This is a genomic window from Acinetobacter sp. WC-141, from assembly GCF_000313935.1.
Taxonomy (GTDB): Bacteria; Pseudomonadota; Gammaproteobacteria; order Pseudomonadales; family Moraxellaceae; genus Acinetobacter.
Genome location: NZ_AMSS01000048.1, coordinates 1 through 21,870, shown reverse-complemented (window position 1 = coordinate 21,870; position 21,870 = coordinate 1). Strand labels below are relative to the sequence as shown.

General features: G+C 37.3%; 20 protein-coding genes, 1 tRNA gene, 1 rRNA gene and 2 pseudogenes. 14 read left to right on the top strand and 10 right to left on the bottom strand.

From position 1 onward, the window contains the following. Positions 1-711 (top strand): annotated as a pseudogene (locus ACINWC141_RS09340) (IS3-like element ISAba22 family transposase); the annotation flags it as partial. Between the two features lie 735 nt (positions 712-1,446). Next, positions 1,447-1,523, top strand: a tRNA-Arg gene (locus ACINWC141_RS09335). 113 nt (positions 1,524-1,636) lie between these two features. On the opposite strand, the gene ACINWC141_RS09330 is transcribed toward ACINWC141_RS09335, so the two are convergent. After that, positions 1,637-2,329 carry a nitroreductase family protein gene (locus ACINWC141_RS09330; protein WP_009390551.1) on the bottom strand — a complete coding sequence of 231 codons (693 nt, stop codon included), beginning with the start codon at positions 2,327-2,329 and terminating at the stop codon, positions 1,637-1,639. Positions 2,330-2,552: 223 nt separating this feature from the next. Between ACINWC141_RS09330 and ACINWC141_RS09325 the strand changes: the two genes are divergently transcribed. Further along, positions 2,553-3,050, top strand: coding sequence for a YcxB family protein (locus tag ACINWC141_RS09325; protein ID WP_009390580.1), 498 nt, complete (start codon positions 2,553-2,555; stop codon positions 3,048-3,050). Between the two features lie 39 nt (positions 3,051-3,089). Beyond that, positions 3,090-3,731 carry a fumarylacetoacetate hydrolase family protein gene (locus tag ACINWC141_RS09320; RefSeq protein ID WP_009390553.1) on the top strand — a complete coding sequence of 214 codons (642 nt, stop codon included), beginning with the start codon at positions 3,090-3,092 and terminating at the stop codon, positions 3,729-3,731. 81 nt (positions 3,732-3,812) lie between these two features. Here the strand turns inward: ACINWC141_RS09320 and ACINWC141_RS09315 are convergent, their stop codons facing one another. Beyond that, positions 3,813-5,060, bottom strand: coding sequence for a YihY family inner membrane protein (locus ACINWC141_RS09315; RefSeq protein WP_009390575.1), 1,248 nt, complete (start codon positions 5,058-5,060; stop codon positions 3,813-3,815). 360 nt (positions 5,061-5,420) lie between these two features. Here ACINWC141_RS09315 and wrbA point away from each other — a divergent pair, with 360 nt between their 5' ends. Beyond that, the gene (wrbA, locus tag ACINWC141_RS09310) at positions 5,421-6,029 is read left to right on the top strand and encodes an NAD(P)H:quinone oxidoreductase (RefSeq protein WP_034678130.1); all 609 of its coding nucleotides are present in this window, start codon (positions 5,421-5,423) and stop codon (positions 6,027-6,029) included. 47 nt (positions 6,030-6,076) lie between these two features. On the opposite strand, the gene ACINWC141_RS09305 is transcribed toward wrbA, so the two are convergent. From ACINWC141_RS09305 to ACINWC141_RS09295, 3 genes are all read right to left on the bottom strand, one after another. Next, positions 6,077-6,652 (bottom strand): xanthine phosphoribosyltransferase, encoded by a 576-nt coding sequence (locus ACINWC141_RS09305; RefSeq protein WP_002119547.1) that lies wholly within the window; start codon positions 6,650-6,652, stop codon positions 6,077-6,079. A 71-nt stretch (positions 6,653-6,723) separates the two neighbouring features. Continuing rightward, positions 6,724-7,437 carry a DUF3108 domain-containing protein gene (locus ACINWC141_RS09300; protein ID WP_004789577.1) on the bottom strand — a complete coding sequence of 238 codons (714 nt, stop codon included), beginning with the start codon at positions 7,435-7,437 and terminating at the stop codon, positions 6,724-6,726. A gap of 158 nt (positions 7,438-7,595) precedes the next feature. After that, complete coding sequence (locus tag ACINWC141_RS09295) at positions 7,596-8,267, bottom strand: hypothetical protein (protein ID WP_009390590.1); 672 nt, start codon at positions 8,265-8,267, stop codon at positions 7,596-7,598. A 232-nt stretch (positions 8,268-8,499) separates the two neighbouring features. Here ACINWC141_RS09295 and ACINWC141_RS09290 point away from each other — a divergent pair, with 232 nt between their 5' ends. Next, on the top strand, positions 8,500-9,384 hold the full coding sequence (locus ACINWC141_RS09290) for an energy transducer TonB (RefSeq protein WP_034678128.1): 885 nt from the start codon (positions 8,500-8,502) through the stop codon (positions 9,382-9,384). 102 nt (positions 9,385-9,486) lie between these two features. On the opposite strand, the gene ybeY is transcribed toward ACINWC141_RS09290, so the two are convergent. Genes ybeY through miaB form a run of 3 tightly spaced genes read right to left on the bottom strand, consistent with a single transcriptional unit; the run spans position 9,487 to position 12,556 of the window. After that, complete coding sequence (gene ybeY / locus ACINWC141_RS09285) at positions 9,487-9,969, bottom strand: rRNA maturation RNase YbeY (RefSeq protein ID WP_009390581.1); 483 nt, start codon at positions 9,967-9,969, stop codon at positions 9,487-9,489. A 9-nt stretch (positions 9,970-9,978) separates the two neighbouring features. Continuing rightward, entirely contained in the window at positions 9,979-11,067 is a 1,089-nt protein-coding gene (locus ACINWC141_RS09280) for a PhoH family protein (protein ID WP_009390565.1), read from the bottom strand. Between the two features lie 37 nt (positions 11,068-11,104). Further along, the gene (gene miaB / locus ACINWC141_RS09275; RefSeq protein ID WP_009390589.1) at positions 11,105-12,556 is read right to left on the bottom strand and encodes a tRNA (N6-isopentenyl adenosine(37)-C2)-methylthiotransferase MiaB; all 1,452 of its coding nucleotides are present in this window, start codon (positions 12,554-12,556) and stop codon (positions 11,105-11,107) included. Between the two features lie 286 nt (positions 12,557-12,842). Here miaB and ACINWC141_RS09270 point away from each other — a divergent pair, with 286 nt between their 5' ends. From ACINWC141_RS09270 to ACINWC141_RS09255, 4 genes are all read left to right on the top strand, one after another. Continuing rightward, positions 12,843-14,786, top strand: a complete 1,944-nt coding sequence (locus tag ACINWC141_RS09270) for a lytic transglycosylase domain-containing protein (protein WP_034678125.1) — start codon at positions 12,843-12,845, stop codon at positions 14,784-14,786. 57 nt (positions 14,787-14,843) lie between these two features. Next, positions 14,844-15,506 (top strand): ribonuclease T2 family protein, encoded by a 663-nt coding sequence (locus tag ACINWC141_RS09265; protein WP_034678123.1) that lies wholly within the window; start codon positions 14,844-14,846, stop codon positions 15,504-15,506. Positions 15,507-15,717: 211 nt separating this feature from the next. Next, positions 15,718-16,704 carry a malate dehydrogenase gene (locus tag ACINWC141_RS09260; RefSeq protein WP_003653591.1) on the top strand — a complete coding sequence of 329 codons (987 nt, stop codon included), beginning with the start codon at positions 15,718-15,720 and terminating at the stop codon, positions 16,702-16,704. A 174-nt stretch (positions 16,705-16,878) separates the two neighbouring features. Beyond that, a complete protein-coding gene (locus ACINWC141_RS09255) occupies positions 16,879-17,124 on the top strand; it encodes a DUF2789 family protein (protein ID WP_002119522.1) in 246 nt (81 codons plus the stop codon). A gap of 54 nt (positions 17,125-17,178) precedes the next feature. On the opposite strand, the gene ACINWC141_RS09250 is transcribed toward ACINWC141_RS09255, so the two are convergent. Next, positions 17,179-17,706, bottom strand: coding sequence for a hypothetical protein (locus tag ACINWC141_RS09250; RefSeq protein WP_009390588.1), 528 nt, complete (start codon positions 17,704-17,706; stop codon positions 17,179-17,181). Between the two features lie 67 nt (positions 17,707-17,773). Continuing rightward, positions 17,774-18,379: a 2OG-Fe(II) oxygenase gene (locus ACINWC141_RS09245; RefSeq protein ID WP_009390571.1), complete on the bottom strand. Its 606-nt coding sequence runs from the start codon at positions 18,377-18,379 to the stop codon at positions 17,774-17,776. A gap of 117 nt (positions 18,380-18,496) precedes the next feature. On the opposite strand from ACINWC141_RS09245, the gene ACINWC141_RS09240 reads away from it, so the two are divergent. The 4 genes and pseudogenes from ACINWC141_RS09240 to ACINWC141_RS09225 all read left to right on the top strand — a co-directional run. Then, on the top strand, positions 18,497-19,354 hold the full coding sequence (locus ACINWC141_RS09240; RefSeq protein ID WP_009390573.1) for a 23S rRNA (adenine(2030)-N(6))-methyltransferase RlmJ: 858 nt from the start codon (positions 18,497-18,499) through the stop codon (positions 19,352-19,354). Positions 19,355-19,395: 41 nt separating this feature from the next. Continuing rightward, positions 19,396-20,229 (top strand): CDP-diacylglycerol--serine O-phosphatidyltransferase, encoded by an 834-nt coding sequence (pssA, locus tag ACINWC141_RS09235; protein ID WP_009390567.1) that lies wholly within the window; start codon positions 19,396-19,398, stop codon positions 20,227-20,229. A 17-nt stretch (positions 20,230-20,246) separates the two neighbouring features. Then, a pseudogene (locus tag ACINWC141_RS09230) lies at positions 20,247-21,333 on the top strand (DUF6670 family protein). 443 nt (positions 21,334-21,776) lie between these two features. Further along, positions 21,777-21,870, top strand: a 16S ribosomal RNA gene (locus tag ACINWC141_RS09225); the annotation flags it as partial.

Below are 21,870 nucleotides of genomic sequence, written 5' to 3'. Positions count from 1 at the left end.
GCCCATGAGGAGACAAAGCAGAGCTATGGTTATATTCGATTAACCAAATACTTACAAGCTCAGGGTATAAAAATGAGTATGTACGCTGTACGTCAGATAAAAGCGCTGAACCACCTGTATTGTAAGCGACACAAGCGTTTTAAAAGGACTACGAATAGTGACCATAATCGAGCGATCTATGAAAACCTGCTGGAGCAACAATTCTCAATGACTAGACCAAATCAAGCATGGTCAAGTGATATTACGTACATATGGACTGTTGAAGGATGGCTGTATTTAGCAGCGGTAAAAGACCTTTACACGAAGCAAGTGGTTGGCTATAGCTTAAATGAGCGCATGACAACACAGCTTGTTTGTAATGCGCTAAATATGGCTATTCACAATCAAAAACCAACCAAAGAACTGATTGTGCATTCAGACAGAGGAAGTCAATATTGCAGCCAGGAATATCGAAATATACTTGAGCAATATGGTTTTCAAGGTTCTATGAGCAAGCGCGGAGACTGTTACGATAATGCACCGATTGAAAGCTTTTGGGGAATACTGAAAAATGAGTTAGTGCATCATTACAACTATCAAACCAGAGAAGAAGCCAAAGCAGATATTATAAAATACATTGAGTTATTTTATAATCATCGAAGAATTCAAAAGGGTTTGGGTTTTAAGACACCAAATCAAATGGCCGAAGACTTTTATAAGTTGGCTGCCTAGAATCTCCCAAGGGAAAGTCTCCTGATAATTCAGCGTATATCAATATGACCATCAACTGAAGAACCACCGCTTACGTTAGTATTCACCGATATAACATTACCCAAGTCTTGAGTAACTTTAGAGATCGAAGATACGAGATTTTTTAGTAAAAACATGTTGGTCTATTTCCTATATAATTATGTATTTTTAAGTAAGTATTATTTATTGCGCTATATAATTAATGAGATGTATATCTCAATAATTGGAATTTAGTATTGGTTAGATATCAAAAGCTGTCAATGTGTATTTCTAGTCACATTTTTTGATATTAAATAATATTTAAAGAAATAATAATTTATTTAATTTAGACATAAAAATAATAATAGTTTTTATATAATATTTTTTTAATTGATTATATTTTTACTTATATTTTCACTTATTTGAAGCATTGTATTAGATAAATTTTACCTACCTCTATAATATTAAAGTTCAAATAGAAATATTTTATTTCTATAATGTTGACTAAAATAGTCGCCTTTAACTTGTTGGTATATGGCCAAATACTTCAAAAAACCTATAAAACTTATTTGAAAAAAAATATTTCAAATACATCTTAGGTGAGAAAAAGATCAATAATTTTAGCGACTGTTTTATGTAAAATAGAGTGCTGGCTAAGAACTAGACGGTTGATGACAGAAAGATGAAAAAAGGCTTCCTAAGCTTTGAAAAATGCGTATAATGCGCAACATCAAGTACGCGCTCATAGCTCAGCTGGATAGAGCACTTGGCTACGAACTAAGGGGTCGGGAGTTCGAATCTCTCTGAGCGCACCACTTGAAGAATTAACCGCTATATATAGCGGTTTTTTTGTGCCTATTTTTTGTTATCTCTATTAAAAGCTAGTAACCATGGCAACCAGCTTTGAAAAGAATTAAAGATGAAAAATTTAGCCAAATGTTTTAAAACGGCTTTCATCTTCAATAAAAGCTTTTTCTCCTGCTTCGCCTTCGATTGAACCAAATACTAATTGAGCTCTTAATTTCCAATGAGCGGGAATATTAAAAGAAGCATTAATTTTCTCATCAATAATTGGATTATAGTGCTGCAAGGAAGCACCAATACCTTGTTCAGCGAGCACGTTCCATACTGCAAATTGTGCAATTGCTGTTGAATGCTCAGACCAGATTGGAAAGTTATCGGCATATAGTTCGAATTGCTCTTGTAGACCTTTAATCACTTCTTGGTCTTCAAAAAACAGAACTGTACCTGCACCTGCTGCAAAACTTTGGATTTTCTGTTCCGTTCCCGTTAAGGCGTCTGCGGGTACAATAGTTTTTAATACATCTAAGACTATATTCCAAAAATTTTGGTGTGATTGATCAAATAAAATCACAACGCGAGAAGATTGTGAATTAAAAGCAGATGGGCTATGTTTTACCGCCTCTTGGATTAATTTTTCAATTTCAGTAGGAGAGTTTTTTAAGTTTTTCCCTATTGAATAAATAGAACGACGGTTTTTAATTAATTCTAAAAAGTTTGTTTGATTGGAAAGATTGGCCTCTTGAGTGGTTTGCGTAACCACATCTTTTGAGACTGTTGCTTTTTGATTTAAACCAAATAATTTTGCAAGAAAAGACATGAGACATTCCACTAAGAAGATGATGCTTTTATTGTAGAAATTTTAAAAAGTGAAACAAGTTCGATAAATATGAATCTACGTTCTATATATGCAACGAACAATGTCATTTAATCTAACTGCTATGAATACTTTTGAGTAAAACAAAAAATAGCCTTTGATTCATTTTAAAGCTGAAATGAATATGCTCTAATAGTTCCGATTTATTGAGTATTGATGCAATGCAATGACCGAGAAAAAAACAGCTTTATCTTTACGTTACTATTTGAATTTAGAAGAATCACAAGACGGATTTTCATTAGTGACATTTGGGAAAAAACAATTTACCCGTTTTCTAACACCAGCAATTAGTATCGCAATTATTATTTGGGGACTGTATTTAGGTTTCTCTGGGGTTGGCCGATATTATGTCGGATTAGGTTTGTTTTTTCTGGTGATGCAAGGGTTAATGCGTTATTGGCTTTTACCAATGTTATTTAAGCGTCAATTTGTTCGTTACCAGTTTGGAAAGAGCGAGCAGGGCATTGACCTCTACCAAGATTATTTTGAGCTTTATTCCAGTGAACGTAAGCAAGTAGTGCAATATGCGGATGTGCAAACCTTTGCTAAAGGTAAACTGACGTACATGCTTGAGTTAAAAAACAAAACTGTAATTATTGTGCCAAAGCGAGCATTTGCACAGGTTTCAGATCAAACGATATTTGAAAATACATTTAAGAAATAAATTATTGGAATTATTAGCCGCAACAACAAAGGAAGCCTCATGAATACACGTCCTTCAAAAATCGTTTGCGTAGGCAGAAGCTATGCTGATCATGTCAAAGAATTAAATAATGCTATGCCTGACAAGCCTATATTATTTATTAAACCACCGAGTAGCTTGATAGGTTTAAATGACGGTATTTCATGGAATCCAGCTTGGGGCAGTTGTCATTTTGAGTGCGAATTAGTTTTACGTATTGACCAACCTTTGAAAGGTGAAACAGATCCCAAACAAGCTTTAAAAGCGATTGGGGCAGTGTCTTTAGGTCTTGATTTAACAATGCGTGATTTACAGAATGATTTGAAAAGTAAAGGTCATCCATGGGAGCGTGCTAAAGCTTTTGATGGTGCTTGTGTTTTGGCGGACTGGGTTGATACAAAAGAAATTACAGATTGGCAAGAAACTAAATTTACTTTCCATATTAATAATGAATTGCGTCAAGATGGAAATACTGCACTGTTAATGTTTACCATTGGCGATCTGTTAACTGATATTAATCAGGTCTTTTCACTAGAACCAGGTGATGTGATTATGACAGGTTCACCTGCTGGTGTTGGGCCATTACACTCAGGTGATCAGTTAAAAATGACATTAAAAGGTGCAACACAGGATTTTGTCTGGGAAACTTTTGTAAAGGCATAATTCCTTTCTAGAGCTGCCTATTTTTAACCCTATTATTTTTCAATAATAGGGTTTTTTATATTATTTGAATTGCTCTAATTTTTATTTCTCTTCAAAGATTGTTGAGAGAGGAATGGAAAGCTTGGCAGCCAAATAATCATTAGACTCAATGAGCGCTGGCCCAATTTTTTCCATCCATTCATCGTCATCATGCACATTTTGAACATCTTGGCGTAAAGGTAATGGGTACGGAAGGGCTGTGAAAAAACTCCAGAAATCAACTTGGGATAAATTACGTGCGAGAACATATTCATCTTTATCGGTGCGTTTAACCAAATTTTGCTCTTCAAGTAAAAGTACATAAGCTGGCCAACGACCAATTTCTCCACGGCCTAAAATTTCTAAGGCTTCTTTATCACTTACACTTTCACCGAGTTTCTGTTTTTTATAGAACAATTCAAGAATATCTAATAACATTAAAACAGGATGACGTTTCTGCTCTTTTCCCGAATGAAAAGCAGTTAGGGCAAAACTCACTTCTACGCCTAGTAAAATAATGTTCCATGAAAGGAAGATCCATAACAGGAAAATCGGCACTGCTGCAAATGCACCATAAATAATTTCATAACTGGTGAAATTTGACATCACAAAGCTAAATAAATTTTTGAGTATTTCAAACAGTACTGCACTTAAACAAGCAGCAATTCCTGCTGCATAAATTGGGACTGTGCGATTCGGAATGGTCCAATATAAAATGAAGAACCCCAAAATAGTGAGGGCAAAAGAAATTAGCCAGAGGAGAAATGCGCCATCAAGTTGATAACCTGTGAAGTTATTACTTAATAAGTTCATCGATGCAACAGTTGAGGAAATGACAAATGCACTTCCTAAAATAATCGGACCTAAAGAGATAATCGTCCAGTAACGCATAAAACCCATAATGCCACTACGTGTTTCTTTTACGCGCCAAATACGATTAAAGACTGTTTCAATTGAGGTCAGCATTAAAACGGTAGTGACGAATAAAAACAGCACACCAATAACGGTCAGGTTGCTCGATTTCTCAGTGAAAGCATTTAGAGCTTTATCAAATGCAATAGTGCTCTTGGGCAAAAAATTACTATAGATTAAATGTTGGAGCTGTTGTCTTGCGGGTTCTAACGCTTTAATTGAGGAAATAATAACTAAAAAAACCGTTAACATCGGTACAACTGCGAATAGTGTTGTATAGGTGAGAGAACCCGCTTGTTCACGGCACCGATCCGCTTCAAAACGTTTAAATACATATAAAACGAACTGAAACCAGGTTTTATTATAAAAAGGAAGCTTACTTAAAAAACGTTGTAACATGCGTCGTCTATCCCGATTTTTTTAATCATCATGTTGGGCGATTAATAGCTTATCAAAGTATGAGCTTAAGAACTCAAATCGTAGATTAAAGCAAAATAATAACTTATAGAATTAAAGTCATTCTGTAAGTTTACTATGCGCAATAGAAAAAATTGTAGTCCTAGTCTTTTCAAAAAAGTTGGCTTTCTGTTGTCGGGGTAAAAGGCTCATTAAAAGTCGAGGAGCTTTTTATTCAACGAATTTGAGAAATTTGCTCGTGTTACCTTTCATGCTACACAATCAATCTCCTCTAGAATTTCACAAGATTGGTTTCGCCAAAAAAATAAAAAATACCGTATAGTGTTCTTTTTAACAAAATTTATGAAACCGATGCAACCTTACATTCTTGTACTCTATTACAGCAAATATGGTTCTACTAAAGAAATGGCTCATTTAATTGCCAATGGTGTTGAGTCTGCGGGTATGTCAGTGAAAATTCGGACCGTACCGAATATTGCGCCAGTTGTCACGGTAGCTGAACCCAGTATTCCAGCAGAAGGTGATATCTACTGTACGTTAGATGATCTAGCGAATTGTGCAGGTCTGGCGTTAGGTTCCCCAACTCGCTTCGGCAATATGGCAAGTGAAATGAAATATTTTTGGGACCAAACGACGAGCCTTTGGCTCAATGGGGCATTACATAATAAACCTGCTTGTGTTTTTACTTCTTCTGGATCGATGCATGGTGGGCAGGAGAGTACTTTACTCACGATGCTTCCGCCGTTATTTCATCACGGGATGATGATTTTAGGATTACCAAATGCAATTCCAGCGTTGTCAAACACTAAAACAGGTGGTACTCCATATGGAGCAAGCCACGTAAGCGGGCCGCGTCATGACCAGAGCTTAAGCCAGGATGAAAAGATTTTGTGTGAAGCTCAAGGCAAACGTTTGGGTGAGGTTGTTAAGAAGCTTGCGGTTTCCCTTTAAATAAATAAAAAAAGAGCGGATATCCGCTCTTTTTTTATTTGCACATCTTATTCTTTTACAAAGGTAACTTTGCCATCTGTAAGAGAGTGAACACGTGCTAATGACTCAACTCGGTAGCCTTTTTCAAGCAATAAATCACGGCCCGGTTGGAATGATTTCTCAATCACAATACCGACGCCCACAACTTCTGCATTTGCTTGGTGAATTAAATCAATTAGTCCTAATGCAGCTTGACCATTTGCCAAGAAGTCATCAATAACTAATGCTTTATCAGTTGAATGAAGGTGTTTGTTTGAAATCGCAATCGTGCTTTCAGTTTGTTTAGTAAAACTAAATACTTTAGAGCGATATAAGTCATCTTTTAACGTCAATGACTGATATTTACGAGCGAAAATTACAGGTACACCAAGTTCTAAACCTGCCATGATTGCAGGTGCAATACCTGATGCTTCAATGGTAATAATCTTGGTAATCCCTGCATCTTTAAAGCGAGCGGCAAATTCTTTACCAATCTGCTGCATTAATACAGGATCAATTTGGTGATTTAAGAAAGCGTCGACTTTCAAGACTTGATCAGATAGAACGATACCTTCTGTTAAGATTTTCTGTTCTAGTGCGTGCACGGGAGAATCCTCTAGACGGATGCTTTTAAAGCAAATGCGTATTTTAAAAAGCATCCGAAAAAATGCAAGCTTTAATTCGTTTTACCTGTATAACTTGTTAATAACAGGCCATAAGAAGTTTTACCATCAACATGGCTGACTTTAACTGGTAAGTAGTCCAATTTAGGTGCTAACCAGAAAATAGTATTACGGTCTGGTTTGCCATGTTCTAAAACAACTTTTACGGTATCAAATGTGCCATAAGAAGTTTTAATTTTCTCATTGCCTTGTTTTACAAAACGACGATTTTCAACTTCTTTTGCATCGGCAAGAGGGTAGGAAGTTTTAAGCGAACCATTTTTTAAATCTTCACGAACTTGTAATTCTGCATTTAACTCATCAAGTACGCCAGCCTGCCAAGCAAATGAACGAGCTTTATCGTCTTTCTTGGTAGAAATAGTTTTGCTGTTTGGATTAAAGTTAATATTCATGGTGTTGTTATGAATCAAAATTTTGCTGGTACGGCTAAAACTTTGAGATCCAATTTTACCGTTAGCAAAACTAAATTTACTTGTTTCACTTGCTGAAGCAATTCCACCTGCTTTTGCGGTGAAATTATAAGTCCAATTATTACCTTGCTGGCTTAAGGTACGTGTAGCCGAACCCATACCTTTATTATTATAAGTGAACTGATAATTTGCCTGAAATGGGCTCATGGCAAGTGCATGGCTTGAGAAACCTGCAAAAAGCAAAGTTGTTGAAATACCTGTTGCGATGCCAAACGATTTCAGAAATTTTGTTGCCATAAGTAAATATCCTTGTACAGACTGAAAAGTCAGTGCTGATGCATCTATAACTTAAACATATTATGCCTGTTGATCATGGAGAAAAAATCAGGATTTATGCTAAATGTGTAATCTATTTGTGTTTTTTGGAAGTTAATTCATTTTTATTCATCACAGCGCTATACATCTTTTTGCTGGATTGGCGTGATTTCAGAATCTTCTAATTCATCTTCAAAATCATCGTCCTGATCACGGTAAAGTAGCGCTGCTAAATTCACATTTCCAAATACGACTAACTCAGCCTCACGAACTCGTGCGTAATTTACATGCACCTTACCTAATGTCTCGATGATACTGGCTTTTTTACCAAACCAGCGGTTGAGGTCAAGAAATATGAGTTCATCCCGTTCTTCTGCTACATTAAAACGTTCCAGAATCATTCCCAAAGGATCTTTTTTCAAAATTTTATGGTAATAAAAAACTGCGGCTTTTACGGCAATCTTTTGCCAAAAGTTTTTATATTTCGCTTCTATAATTTGTGTATTACTAATTTGTTCAAAAACTAAAAGCTGTTGTTCTTGATTAAATTCCATCTGAATCAGTTTTAAATCAACAGATAGTGTTGTCTCTAGGCCTTTTACATGCATGGTTGCATATAACCTTAACCAATCATGATAAAGATCGGCATGCAGGTCATCTAGAAATTCAACATTATTGGTGACATAACGTTGTAAAGTCGCATTCAGAAAGGTTTGGGATAACGTAAAATCTCTTTCTTCTTCAATGAATGCTTCTGCTTTTTGGTAGACCTTTTTAAGGCGTCTGACTAATGAGGAAAATAGCGTTTGCATAAAAGAACTTCCAGAAGATAATTTACTTAAGAACCAACACAATCTTTATTATGATAAAAAACGAGTTTTGATATTGCAGTGTAACAAATTTAATTGATACATTTTGACAAAATGAAAATGGATAAAACTCTATATTTGAAGTGAATCACACTTTTATCCAAATTTGAATATCAGTTTATATTTTATTCGGTATTAAACCGTGGGGAAAAGGCATTTATATGCTTTTAAAATTATGTTGAACAATAGAAGTCTATCTATAGTGCCTTTTTACCATTGGTGGCAAGACCGAGTCTTTATTGCTGCAACAATATTGGCAATCTTACTGCATGTTTTTGTGTTGCTCATTCATTTTGCGATGCCTAGCCCATCAGAGCAGTCGACTAAAGAAATTGCAATTTCAATTCGATCAAGTAATGAGCCAGTTCAGCAGGCAGACTTTTTGGCACAAGCAGACCAGCAAGGTTCGGGTGCATTTCGTGAAGCTCACCGTACCTCTAGTGATACTCCAAATCCGATGCTTAATGATGCTTCAACTGGAAATGCAGAGTTAGCAAGTTTGCAAAAGGTTCAGCAGCAAAGAGAGCTTAAATTTGAAGAAAAAGTCTTAATGACTGTTTTGAGTTGGCAAAAACAAGCTGATGCGAGTCAAAGGAAAAAAGAACTAGAACAATCACAAAGTCAATTTCAGGCTAAAGCTGCGATGGTTGCGAGCCTTGAAGCACAATATTTACAACGTAGACAAGATTTCAGTCGGCAACAAAAAATAAAAACAGTAGATGGAATTCAAGCCAAGAAAGATGCTTCGGCTGCTTATTTAGATAAGTTCCGTGAAAAAGTAGAGTTGTATGGTAATCGCTATTATCCGGAAGAGGCCAAACAACAACAGCTAAGAGGTGAAGTCCGTTTAATGGTGATTTTGAATGCTCAAGGCGGAATTCGTGCAATTCGATTACTTGAAAGCTCAGGGTACTCAATATTAGATAAGGCAGCTAAGTCTTCAGTACGTCGCGGCGCACCATTTGGGCATTTCGATGCCAATATGAAAGATATTTCTGAATTACGTATTGTACGTACGTGGCGTTTCGATCCGGCTCAAGCAGAATTTGAAGTACATTAATAAAAAATGTGGATAAGTTTTAGCTTATCCACATTGATTATAATTAATTAGAAAAAAATCCCATCTAAAGACAGATTATGTTTTTCTTCTAATCAATAATGATTAAATCTGTTCTTGGTAAGGATTGTCGATATTCAGCTTTGCTAAAATTTCGACTTCAATCCCTTCCATTTCTTCTGCATCTTCATCACTGGTTTCATGGTCATAACCAAGCAAATGTAAAACACCATGTACTAATAGATGTGCAAAATGATTTTGGGCAGTTTTTTTCTGTTCTAATGCTTCTTGTAATACCACTGGAATACAAATAACTAAATCACCTAGAGGTAAGGCATCTAGCATTGGTAAAACTTCTTCAGGGATATCACTCGGAAAGGATAAAACATTGGTTGGTTTATCTTTCTCTCGATATTGCAGATTAAGTTGTTGGCTTTCTGCTAAATCGACACAAGCAACCCCAATTTCGCAATCTTCTTTATAACCAACGTGTCGTAAAGTTGTCTCAATAATTTTTTTGAGTTGAGCTCGTTTGAGCTCTAACTCAGATGATTGAAAGTCTTGTTGTAAACTTAAACTGATTTTCAAAATGAATCCTTAAGCATCCTGATGTTGCAAGTCTGCTGCTGTATCGTTCTCAGCGACTAATGCTTCTTGACGTGCTTTGCGTTCAGCACGTGCTTCAGCATTAAGACGCTGTTGTTCACCATCCCAACCTTCATACGCTTCAACGATTTTTTGAACCAATTGATGACGTACAACATCGCGGGAATGGAAACGGGTAATATGAATTTCTGTAATATTTTCGAGTACGCGGAGTGCGTGTGCCAAACCAGATTGTTGACCTCGAGGTAAATCTACTTGAGTAATGTCACCTGTAATTACTGCACGAGAGCCAAAACCTAAACGGGTCAGGAACATTTTCATTTGTTCTGGTGTGGTGTTTTGAGCTTCATCCAAAATGACAAATGAATGGTTAAGTGTACGACCACGCATATATGCAAGAGGCGCAACCTCAATCACTTGACGCTCGATTAACTTGGCGACTTTTTCAAAGCCAAGCATTTCGTAAAGGGCATCGTAAAGAGGGCGTAAATATGGGTCAATTTTCTGGGTTAAATCACCAGGTAAGAAGCCCAGCTTTTCTCCAGCTTCTACAGCAGGACGTACAAGTAAAATCCGCTGGATCTCATTACGTTCTAGCATGTCTACGGCGGCAGCAACTGCTAAATAGGTTTTACCTGTACCAGCAGGGCCTACACCAAAAGAAATATCGCTTTGTAAAATACGTTGTACATAACGTTTTTGATTAGCACCACGAGGATTAATGCGGCCTTTTCGGGTCTGGAAATAGACATCTAAGGGCGCATCATGCTCATCCATTTCTTCACCCACCAACTCGAAATTGCGTTCAGTTTGTGAAGATTGAATGAGAAGGTGTAATAGATCAGCACTGATTTGCTGGGATACCTCGGACTCTTCGTAGAGTCGTTGCAATAATGCTTCGGCTCTCCCAACAGCATCTATTTCACCATCTATGTGAAAAACATCTCCACGATGAGTAATTTTGACATCTAAACGCTGTTCAATTTGCTTCAGGTGCCCATTATAGGCACCTAGAATGCTCTTTAAACGTTCCATTGAAATTTCAGGAAATGTTACGGTACGTCGAATCGCTGCAGTCAAGAGAAAACCTTTCAGTAGACTTTAGAATACCTCTACATTACGCCACGTCAGGTTCAAGATTCAAGAGCTCACCGTAAACAAAATTTAAAGTTTTAATTTCAGTAATCTCGATTTCTGCAAAACGGCCAACCCAACTCGCATCACCAACGAAAGTGACCAGACGTGTATTGTCAGCAGTACCAATTAAAATATTAGGGTCTTGATCAGATACTTTTTCAATAAGTACGCGTTCAATTTTACCTAACATGGCATCTGTTTTTTCAATACTAGACTGCTTAATTACTTTTTGAACTTGAGCTAAACGTTCTTTTTTAACTTGTTCAGGTGTGGTGTCTGGCAAGTCTGATGCAGGTGTGCCGGGACGTTTTGAATAAACAAAACTATATGAGTGGTCGAAGTCTAAATCTTTGATAAATTGCAATGTTTCTGCAAAGTTTTCATCGGTTTCACCAGGGAAGCCAATAATAAAGTCACTTGATAAATGCATATCTGGACGAATTTTGCGTAGTTTCGCAATTTTATCGATATAAATATCAATCGTGTGATTTCGCTTCATGGCTTTTAAAACATCATTCGAGCCACTTTGAACTGGCAAGTGTAAATGTGAAACCATTTGAGGTAAATCTTCATAACACTGAATAAGCTCATCAGAGAACTCAAGTGGGTGCGAAGTCGTATAACGTAAACGTCCAATACCCGGAATTTCTGCAACGAGTCGTAACAATTCAGGGAAAGTACAGATGCCACCTTCGAAGGTTTCACCACGGTAACCATTTACATTCTGACCAAGAAGTGAAATTTCACGGACACCTTTTTCAGCAAGACCTGCAATTTCTGCAAGTACATCATCTAAAGGTCGAGAAACTTCTTCACCGCGTGTGTAAGGAACTACACAGAAAGAACAGTATTTAGAACAGCCTTCCATAATAGAAACAAATGCTTTAAAGCCTTCTACACGTGGTTCTGGCAAAAAGTCGAACTTTTCAATATCTGGGAAAGAAATATCAACGAGTTTGATTTTATCTTTTTTGGGTTTTTCTACTTGAGCATTATGTTGATCAAGCATTTGTGGTAAACGGTGTAATGTTTGAGGGCCAAAAATCATGTCTACATAAGGCGCACGTTTTTGAATATTGTCACCTTCTTGAGAGGCAACACAACCACCCACACCAATCACAAGATCTGGATTTTTGTCTTTTAATTTGCGCCAGCGTCCTAATTCACTAAATACTTTTTCCTGTGCTTTTTCACGAATAGAACACGTATTCATGAGCAGGATATCTGCTTCATTAGGGTTGCTTGTTAAAATGTAACCGTGAGAGTCCCCTAAAAGGTCTGCCATACGGTGACTGTCATACTCATTCATCTGACACCCTTGAGTTTCAATATAAAGTTTTTTTATTGAAACATCAGTGGTGTGCGTTGGCTGGGTAACAGTGTTTTCTGAGGCAGCTTTGGCACCATTGGGAATGAAGGTTTGAACCGTCATGCAGGCTCCTAACAGATCGATCTAAAAAGAATAAATTTGCCCAAAATGGGTCAAACCATTCATTATAGCAGTATTTGGACCGAACCCATAACAGTAAACCTTCAGAACATGAGATGGTTTTTTGGAATTAAATTATGTGAATTTTAATGATGTTGAATCAGAGAGTTACATAACACAACAAAAGAAAGCATGAAGACTAATTAAACTATGCTTTGAAGGTGAATAGTCAGGGTTTAACACATTTATGAGACCAAGTAGAAAGAGCTCATCAATCGATAGTCGTGTAATGAAAAATAAATATATACATCGTAGCTGGTTAGGAGCTATGTGTTTACTTGGTTGTTCATTTACCTATGCTGCCGAAGAGCAGTTTAATGATGCATTAAATGCTGCAAATAGTGGTAATACAGCATTATTAGACCAATATCAGCTTGCCATGCAAAATGATGTATTGGGGTATTATCCGGAATATTGGAAACTTAATACGAATCTTGGCTTTCAACCTTCAGCTTCGATTGTAAGTTTTGCTCAACGTTATCCTCAATCAGCAATGGCTGAGAAATTAGCAGCCGACTATGTTGAAGAAAAAGTTAAACAAGCTGACTTCGCATCTGCACAACCTTTACTATCTTATGTAACTAATCCGGATCAGGCCGAAAATTGTGCATTGGCACAGGTGAGAGCAAAAACCGGTGATGCATTAGTTTTTGCTGAATATAAAGATGTATGGTTAGCAACCGAATCGCAACCAGAATCTTGTATTGGCTTAGGACGCTTAATGTTATCTAGCCCATTAATGAGCGCACAGGATAAACAACAACGTCTTTGGGTGCAGTTACGTTCTGGTTTAACAGGGCAAGCTCTGGCAACAGCACAGACTTTGGGTATGAATTTATCTTTGGCTCAGCTTAACCAGATTCAAGCTAATCCACTTAATTATTTGTGGAGCGCGCCTAAAACGAATGATACAGACTATGCTTATTTGATTTTTGCATTAGGCCGTTTGGCTAATAATGATTTAAGTAATGCTTTTTCGAATGTACAACGTGTTGCTCAAGGTACACCAGAGAATATACAAAAGTATTTATATCGAACAGTGGCTTATATTGGTGGTACCACGGTCATGAAAAATAATTTCAATCGTGAAGTTCTACAATATTTTGACGCAAGTTACGGTTATCCTCTAAGTCCAGAAGAGGCTGAAATTTATGCGCGTCAGGCAATTCGATTTGGTGCATGGGAAAGTTTAATTCGTGCTATTAATAGTATGACCGTGACGCAAAAACAAGAAGACCGCTGGCAATATTGGCTTGCTCGTGCGTCAGAGCAGCGTGGTGATAGTGCTTCTAAAGCAACAGCACAACAAATTTATAGAAAACTAGCTCAGGCTGGTGATGACTACCATAACCTGTTAGCAAAAGATCGTTTGGGTGAACGTTATAACCATCAACCTTATGATGATCAGCCAACGGCAAGTGATTTAAGACGTCTAGACCAGAATATTCACTTTAATCGTGCTTTTACTTTAAGACGTATTAATGCAAATCCGACTTATACCAACCGAGAATGGAACTGGGCAGTTCGCCAAGCTTATCTTCAACATGATGATGGTATATTGTTAGCTGCGGCAAAGCGGGCGCATGATATGGGGTGGTATGATCGAGCAATTTATGCAGCAGATCGAACAACAAATAAACATAATGATACGTATCGCTATGTAACGCCACATAAGACTAATGTCGTAAGTCATAGTTACAATGCTGGAATTGATCCAGCGTGGGCTTATGGTTTAATGCGACAAGAAAGCCGGTTTGTTACCTCCGCGCGGTCTCATGTTGGAGCAGGCGGTCTTATGCAAATTATGCCTGATACAGCGAAGTTGATTGCGCGTCAAATGGGTGAAACCTATAATCCAGCGGCATTAAATGAAATGAATACCAATATTCGGTATGGAACATTTTATTTGTCGATGATTCAGGGACAATTAAGCAATAATCCAGTTTTGGCAACGGCAGGTTATAATGCTGGGCCTAATCGGGCAAGACGTTGGCAACCGGACTATCAATCAATTTCGGCTGACCAATATACAGAAACAATTCCATTGTTAGAAACTAGAGACTATGTCAAGCATGTTATGACTAATGCAACACATTATGGGGTGATATTGGGCCAAGGGGCTCAATCATTATCACAACGTATGAAAGTCATTCCAATGCGTACATCGCCTTAAGTTTAGGATAGTTGATGATGGATCTTCTTTTAATTGGCATATTCAAGTTTTAATTAAATGAAATATAGATATTTGGAACTTCGTTCAATTTTGCAACTTGCATGGTGGCTCATCTGTGCAGGAGTAGGGTTGATGAGTTCCGTTTTACATGCCGAACCTGTTAATTTACAGGGGTATGTTATGCATGTACAAATGACACCGGCCGCATGTGCATTAGATCCCTCTAAACAAAAACAGCGTAAATGTCTTGAAGGATATTCATTGACAATTACCGGCCTTATGCCAGAAACAAATCAAACTGATTGTTCAACAGAAAGTTCAGCCTCTCTCTCTCCATTGCAATCTAAAGTCGTAGCTCGGGTCATGCCTGACAATAACGCGCGTGTACAGCTTTGGAAAAGTGTAGGGGGGTGCGTTCCTATGAATGCAAGTCAATATTTCCGGACTGTCATTAACTTTGCTGAACGTTTAAAAATTCCTGCTAGCCTTACAAGTTCGACGAATGTTGAAATTCAACAGTCAGCCTTAAAACAGCAATTTACTCGTCTTAATCCGAGCTTGCCTCAAAATGGTATTCGTTTGACTTGTCAGTTATCGCGTTCAGATGTGGTCTTAACAGAAGTGAAGGTGTGTTACACGGTAAAAGGCCAATATAAACAATGTGCAAATCATGTGGTATCGAATTGCCCAGGTGAGATCACGATTAAAGGTAGTTACTAAAGATGACGATCATTTCTTAAAAAAATGTTGATCATGCATTGAATCTTTTTGTAAATATTAATTTGTATTTTCTATCAGACTTTTGGTGAAGATGAGTCGCTTTTACATGCATCTGCTACATCTTTAGAGTACAATCTTTGCCGTTTATGATGATTTGGTTAGATGGAATTCCTATTTAGCCCAATTAAGGACACTCATTGGAGACAATTACATGAAGCAACCCGTTCGTGTTGCCGTGACTGGCGCTGCAGGTCAAATTGGTTACAGCTTATTATTCCGTATCGCAAGCGGTGAAATGTTAGGTAAAGATCAACCTGTTATTTTACAATTGCTTGAAGTTCCAGTTGAAAAAGCTCAACAAGCGCTTAAAGGCGTAATGATGGAACTTGATGACTGTGCTTTCCCTTTATTGGCTGGCATGATCGGGACTGATGATCCGAAAGTTGCATTTAAAGATGCTGACTACGCTTTATTGGTAGGTTCTCGTCCACGTGGTCCTGGTATGGAACGTGCTGACTTGTTAAAAGTTAACGGTGAAATTTTCATCGGTCAAGGCCAAGCATTAAACGAAGTTGCTAGTCGTGATGTTAAAGTATTAGTTGTTGGTAACCCTGCAAATACAAATGCTTACATTGCTATGAACTCTGCTCCAGATCTTCCTGCGAAAAACTTCACAGCTATGTTGCGTCTTGATCACAACCGTGCGTTGACTCAAGTTGCTCAAAAAGCTGGTGTTGCAGTTGCTGATATCGAACACTTAACAGTGTGGGGTAACCACTCTCCAACAATGTATGCTGACTACCGTTTTGCAACTGCAAATGGCGAAAGCTTAAAAGACAAAATCAATGATGCAGCATGGAACAAAGATGTGTTCCTTCCAACTGTTGGTAAACGTGGTGCTGCGATTATCGAAGCACGTGGTTTGTCTTCTGCTGCTTCTGCTGCTAACGCTGCAATTGACCATATGCGCGATTGGGCACTTGGCACAAACGGCAAATGGGTAACTATGGGTATTCCATCTGATGGTTCTTATGGTATTCCAGAAGGCGTTATGTTCGGTTTCCCTGTAACAACTGAGAATGGTGAATACAAAATCGTTCAAGGTTTAGAAATTGATGAATTCAGCCGTGAACGTATTAACTTTACGTTAAATGAGCTTGAAGAAGAACGTGCAGCAATTGCTGACATGTTGAAATAATTTATCTTTTTGATAAGTTAAAAAAAGCACTCTTTTTAGAGTGCTTTTTTATTGAATCCTTAAAAAGGGAACACAAAAAGCAACAAGAAAATATAGACACTATCATGCAAGTAAAAACATTTTATTGTTAGATTAGTTAATAGATGATTTAAAAGAAGTTATAGGAGAATAACAATGTTTGAGCAGCAACCTACATTAGAGCTTTTATTTGATCAGCTGGGTTTAGATTCTGATGAAGCAAGTATTGAAAACTTTATCAAGACACATCAATTGCCAGCTGAACAGAAATTACATGAAGCTTCTTTTTGGTCAAAGGGTCAAAGTGATTTTTTAAAAAGTCATTGGGAAAAAGATGATGAATGGATTGTAGTTATTGATGAGCTGAATGAACAACTACATGAAGACAGTGTAAAGAAATAAATCTAAGGCCTGTTTTACATCCAATGTATAAAACAGGCCTTATTATATTAAGAGTTAATGTGTCTTTGTTTTTAATTGATCTTTATACCAAGGCTCATGACGGACTAGGTCAAATACGGGTTGAGCATGAAGTAACTCAAGATCACATGTGCTTGTTGATAAATATTTAGTTAACCAATGTCGTGTTAATGCTGACTCTGCTCGAGCGGCTGACGCATAAGCTAAGAAGAAATATATATCTGCATGTTCATGGTGTGCTAATGGCTTTAAAATTTGTTGTGTAATTAAAGCAAAACGTTTTTCTTTATTTAATTCAAAATAAAGCATATACGCTTTAGCCAAATGTAAAGATAAATTAAGGTATAAGCTCAATGGCATTTCTTCATATTCCATACGAGCTTGTTCAAGCAAAACAATAGCTTCTTGTAAAAAATGAAGTTGTTCTTGGCGAACACGACTTAATACGACCAGTTGCATGCGTAACTCAGCACGCTCCAAAGCAAGTTCAGGCGTATTTTCAGTCAAATAAAGTTGATCTGTTTCACCAATTCGGCTCACAATTGTTTTACTTTCAATAGACATACGCCCTTACCTTCTTTAATCAATAGCTTTTATATCGGGTTCATTTACCAAATTTAAAGAGTAAACATTAAACCCAGATAGAATTTCCGCTACGAAGCCACGCTGTAATAGAGAGCCTTTGTTGTTTAGAAGGTAATACTTCATGTAATAAATTACTTTGAAATATTACAAGTCGATTTGGTTCAGGATTAACGATATGCCACTTCTCATTTTTATCTTGCAGCCGTAATTGACCACCCCAATCTTCTTGCCATTCTGGATGTAAATAATAAACGGTTGAGATAATACGATCATTTTTTTGTTGAGGATTGTCTCGGTGTAAAGCATAAAATTCACCCAAGTTATAACGGGCAAAATGAGCCTCTACCTCTTTAATTCCTAAATAGAATGCTTGATTTAGATTTTGTGAAAAAGAAGTTAATGTTTCAATATGCTGTTGAGCAATAGGAAGTTGATCATTAATCCAGAGAATATGATCGCTACGAATATTACTCACTACGCCGTTTTGAATACCAGCTTCTCTAAATTCATCAATATGATGACTACATTCTTTGGCGACTTGAGCGCGATATCGATCCGAATAGGCCTGATTTATAATCGCAAAGCCATGCGTATTTAAATCATCTAGAATTTGATCCAGATCCCATGAGTCTGGAAGCGGGTGAGAGAGCATATAACCTCGAGTAGATCGTAAAAATATCAAGCGGCCCTATTTTAGATGATCACAACCTTACGAAAGAATATTTTTTTCATGTTAAACTATTTGTTGAATTGAGGAATTAAAGTCAACATGAATTACCGTCACCATTTCCATGCGGGCAACTTTGCAGATGTTATGAAGCATGTGCTTTTGCTACAGCTTCTGAATCGTTTAAATGCTAAAGATAAACCTTATCGTTATATCGATACGCATGGAGGTGCAGGAAAATATGATTTATCTCTGGCGCCTGCACAAAAGTCTGGAGAGTTTCTTACAGGCATTCATCGTCTAGTTCAAATATCTGAAATGGAAAAGCGTCAGGCACCTGAAGCAATCCAGCAATATTTGAAGTTGGTAGAACAACTGCGTTCAGAAGAAGGCAAGGGAAGTTATCCAGGTTCACCATGGTTTGCTTTGCAAGGCATGCGTGAAATTGATAAAGCTACAATTTTTGAAATGCAACGCGATGTATTTCAACAATTGCGACATAACATTTATGATAAACGTGCAGGTTTACATGAACGTGATGCCTACGAAGGCTTACTCGGTGTTATCCCGCCAAAAGAAAAACGTGGTTTGGTCATGATTGACCCACCTTACGAATTAGAACGTAAAGATTTTCCGCAATTAGTTGAACTGTTACAACAAGCTCATAAGAAATGGCCAACAGGTGTTTTTGCTGTTTGGTATCCAATTAAAGACCGAGCGATGATTGAACGTTTTGAAAAGAAAATGTTTAAAACGGGAATTCGTCGTCAGTTAGTCTGTGAAATTTGTGTATGGCCAGACGATACACCTATAGGCTTGAATGGTTGTGGTCTATTAGTGATTAACCCACCATGGCAGTTCTCTGAACAAGCCGACCAAGCTCTACAGTGGTTATTCCCTCATCTACGCATGCAAGAAACTGGTGGTCACGCTGCTGTTCGCTGGTTAGTAGGTGAGTAACAGTTAACTTAAATCAATGCACATGTTTGGAATAGAAAATAATGACAAATGCGCCTAAACCAGAGCAAGATTTAACTCATAATGAACATTCATTTGATGGGATTACATTCGAAGTGGTTGAAGAAGAGGATAATCCAGAAGGACAAAAAGTAAAGCGCCGAGGAATTTATCTTTGGCCTAACTTAATTACGACAGCCGCTTTGTTGTCTGGTTTCTATTCCATCATTGCAAGTATGAATGGGGATTTTACTCAAGCTATTTACGCCATTTTTATTGCAGCACTGCTTGATGGTCTAGATGGTCGGGTTGCTCGAGCGATTGGCGCACAAAGTGCTTTTGGTGAGCAATATGATTCTCTTTCTGATTTATTAGCTTTTGGTGTGGCTCCAGCAATGCTGATGTATAGCTGGAGTTTGCATGATTTAGGCCGTATTGGTTTAGCATGTTGTTTTGTTTATACAGCATGTGCAGCTTTCCGTTTAGCGCGTTTTAATGTTCAAATTGGTGTCGTTGATAAGCGCTATTTTATCGGTATTGCAAGTCCACTCGCTGCCATTATCATTATTTCACTCGTGTGGGTTGCTCGCGATTATCCTTTCATTTTTGATTTACGTGATATTGCGATTAAAACCATTAATGCTGTGCTAATGGTTGTTGTGGGATTACTCATGATCTCCAATATTAAATATTACTCTTTCAAACAGATGGACCGTAAACGCGTTCCCTTTGTAGTTATGTTGCCGGTAGTACTGATTTTTGCAGCAATCACTTATAATATTCCAATGGGCATTTTGACTGTTTCAATTCTTTATGCTCTCTCTGGTTTTGTTACGACATTATTTGCACGCAAGAGTAACGAAACAATAAAAACATAAAATAGAAGAGGTTCAGTATGCCTATGTTGATGAGTCAAATTAATCAATTACAGCAGCTGGGCCTGAATGCTAAAGAGGGGGTTGTATATCAACCTTCTCGTGGCTTTTTTAAAATTGTTTATCAAGGCTTAATCCTTCCAAATCTACCGGCTCCACTTCGTTATTTTAATTACATTAGTTTAGTTGGACAGCCGCGCATTCCTCTTTGCTATAACGCTCACACAATTACGACTTCAGCAATCGATACTGCAACTGTGCTTGTAAGTAATAGCCAACATAGTGTAGGCCATTTAAAAACTTATTCTATTCGGCGGCAGTGCCAGTTCGACTCAAAACAATATCAATTTGATAAAACAGATCTGATTGAGTGGCAAATTCCAAAGATCCGCCTTCAGCGATTAGACTTAGAAATGGGTTGTAATCTTACTATTCAGATTCCCGAAAATATTTCTAATACCTCTGCATTGCAATGGGGCGTCTCGGACTATTGGTCAACGCTATGTTTTTGTGAAGGCGAAGTTTTTTATAAAGGACAAAAATATCAAGTCGAAGGATTAGGACGGTTTAAACATGCAAGAGCTCTACATTTACCGTTTTTATCTTTATGTTTTTATACATGCCAAATTATTAATTTAAATGAAACAACTCAGCTTACATTTTCACAAATAAGAAATCAGTGGAATATCATCTTATGTTCAAGATTAGATATTCAAGAGTTTGGCAAGCCTGTTGAAAGCTTTACTGAAGATGTAAATTTACATATCCATCGTGTTTATCCAAAAGTTAGAACACCGAATGGTAAAGAGATGTATTTACCTAGAGAATTTTCTTGGCAGTGTAAGAAAAATGGAAAAATTATTTTTGAACTTTATGCCCAAAGCCGTGGCGACTACAAGTTTGGTTTGGCTGCTGGATATGTAGGAAGCTTTCAATACCAATTAAGTTGGAATGAACAATGTCTACAAGGTGAAGGTGGATATTGTGAATATATTGATTGTCGCCCACTTAGATGGCAAGAAAAGAATCAAGACGAGAAAATTTTAGATAAATTGATGCTTTTACAGCCATGTTTATATAAAAAATGACTATTTTTATTATTTTTGATTAAAAAGCGAACTGTTGTTGCAGTAATATTAAAAAAGGGGTTGCAAAGGGATTGGGATGGTCTATAATGCACATCCATCGGCGGTGATGCAGATAGAAACTTGTTGAAAAACAGTTACTTGGAATTGAGTTGATTGCTTTAAGTGATGAATTTGATGGGAAGTTGGTTTAGAGATTAAGTTTTAAAAATATCGAAATTACCTGTTGACTTTTAAGAGATTAAGAGTAATATAGCCGACCTAGCTTGCTGGTGACGAACCAGGAAGAAGATCATTAAGAGAATTGAAGAACAACTTGTGTGGATTTTTACTGATTGATTAATCGAAATATTATCATTGATTGATTGGTTTAAATTACTCGAAGTTTATTTGAGCGAAATTTAAGTCAGAAAATTGATGAGCCAGAATTGGCACCTTGTCTTTAATAAGGTGCAAAATGATTTTTAACTGAAGAGTTTGATCATGGCTCAGATTGAACGCTGGCGGCAGGCTTAACACATGCAAGTCGAGCGGGGTGATGGTGCTTGCACTATCACTT

Excerpts from the sequence above, each read along its gene's own strand:
- ACINWC141_RS09330 (WP_009390551.1), bottom strand. The coding sequence starts at position 2,329 with ATGTCTTTTCTTGCAAAATTATTTGGTTTAAATCAAAAAGCAACAGTC.
- ACINWC141_RS09325 (WP_009390580.1), top strand. The coding sequence starts at position 2,553 with ATGACCGAGAAAAAAACAGCTTTATCTTTACGTTACTATTTGAATTTA.
- ACINWC141_RS09320 (WP_009390553.1), top strand. The coding sequence starts at position 3,090 with ATGAATACACGTCCTTCAAAAATCGTTTGCGTAGGCAGAAGCTATGCT.
- ACINWC141_RS09315 (WP_009390575.1), bottom strand. The coding sequence starts at position 5,060 with ATGTTACAACGTTTTTTAAGTAAGCTTCCTTTTTATAATAAAACCTGG.
- wrbA (WP_034678130.1), top strand. The coding sequence starts at position 5,421 with ATGAAACCGATGCAACCTTACATTCTTGTACTCTATTACAGCAAATAT.
- ACINWC141_RS09300 (WP_004789577.1), bottom strand. The coding sequence starts at position 7,437 with ATGGCAACAAAATTTCTGAAATCGTTTGGCATCGCAACAGGTATTTCA.
- ACINWC141_RS09295 (WP_009390590.1), bottom strand. The coding sequence starts at position 8,267 with ATGCAAACGCTATTTTCCTCATTAGTCAGACGCCTTAAAAAGGTCTAC.
- ACINWC141_RS09290 (WP_034678128.1), top strand. The coding sequence starts at position 8,500 with ATGTTGAACAATAGAAGTCTATCTATAGTGCCTTTTTACCATTGGTGG.
- miaB (WP_009390589.1), bottom strand. The coding sequence starts at position 12,556 with ATGACGGTTCAAACCTTCATTCCCAATGGTGCCAAAGCTGCCTCAGAA.
- ACINWC141_RS09270 (WP_034678125.1), top strand. The coding sequence starts at position 12,843 with ATGAAAAATAAATATATACATCGTAGCTGGTTAGGAGCTATGTGTTTA.
- ACINWC141_RS09265 (WP_034678123.1), top strand. The coding sequence starts at position 14,844 with ATGAAATATAGATATTTGGAACTTCGTTCAATTTTGCAACTTGCATGG.
- ACINWC141_RS09260 (WP_003653591.1), top strand. The coding sequence starts at position 15,718 with ATGAAGCAACCCGTTCGTGTTGCCGTGACTGGCGCTGCAGGTCAAATT.
- ACINWC141_RS09255 (WP_002119522.1), top strand. The coding sequence starts at position 16,879 with ATGTTTGAGCAGCAACCTACATTAGAGCTTTTATTTGATCAGCTGGGT.
- ACINWC141_RS09250 (WP_009390588.1), bottom strand. The coding sequence starts at position 17,706 with ATGTCTATTGAAAGTAAAACAATTGTGAGCCGAATTGGTGAAACAGAT.
- ACINWC141_RS09245 (WP_009390571.1), bottom strand. The coding sequence starts at position 18,379 with ATGCTCTCTCACCCGCTTCCAGACTCATGGGATCTGGATCAAATTCTA.
- ACINWC141_RS09240 (WP_009390573.1), top strand. The coding sequence starts at position 18,497 with ATGAATTACCGTCACCATTTCCATGCGGGCAACTTTGCAGATGTTATG.
- pssA (WP_009390567.1), top strand. The coding sequence starts at position 19,396 with ATGACAAATGCGCCTAAACCAGAGCAAGATTTAACTCATAATGAACAT.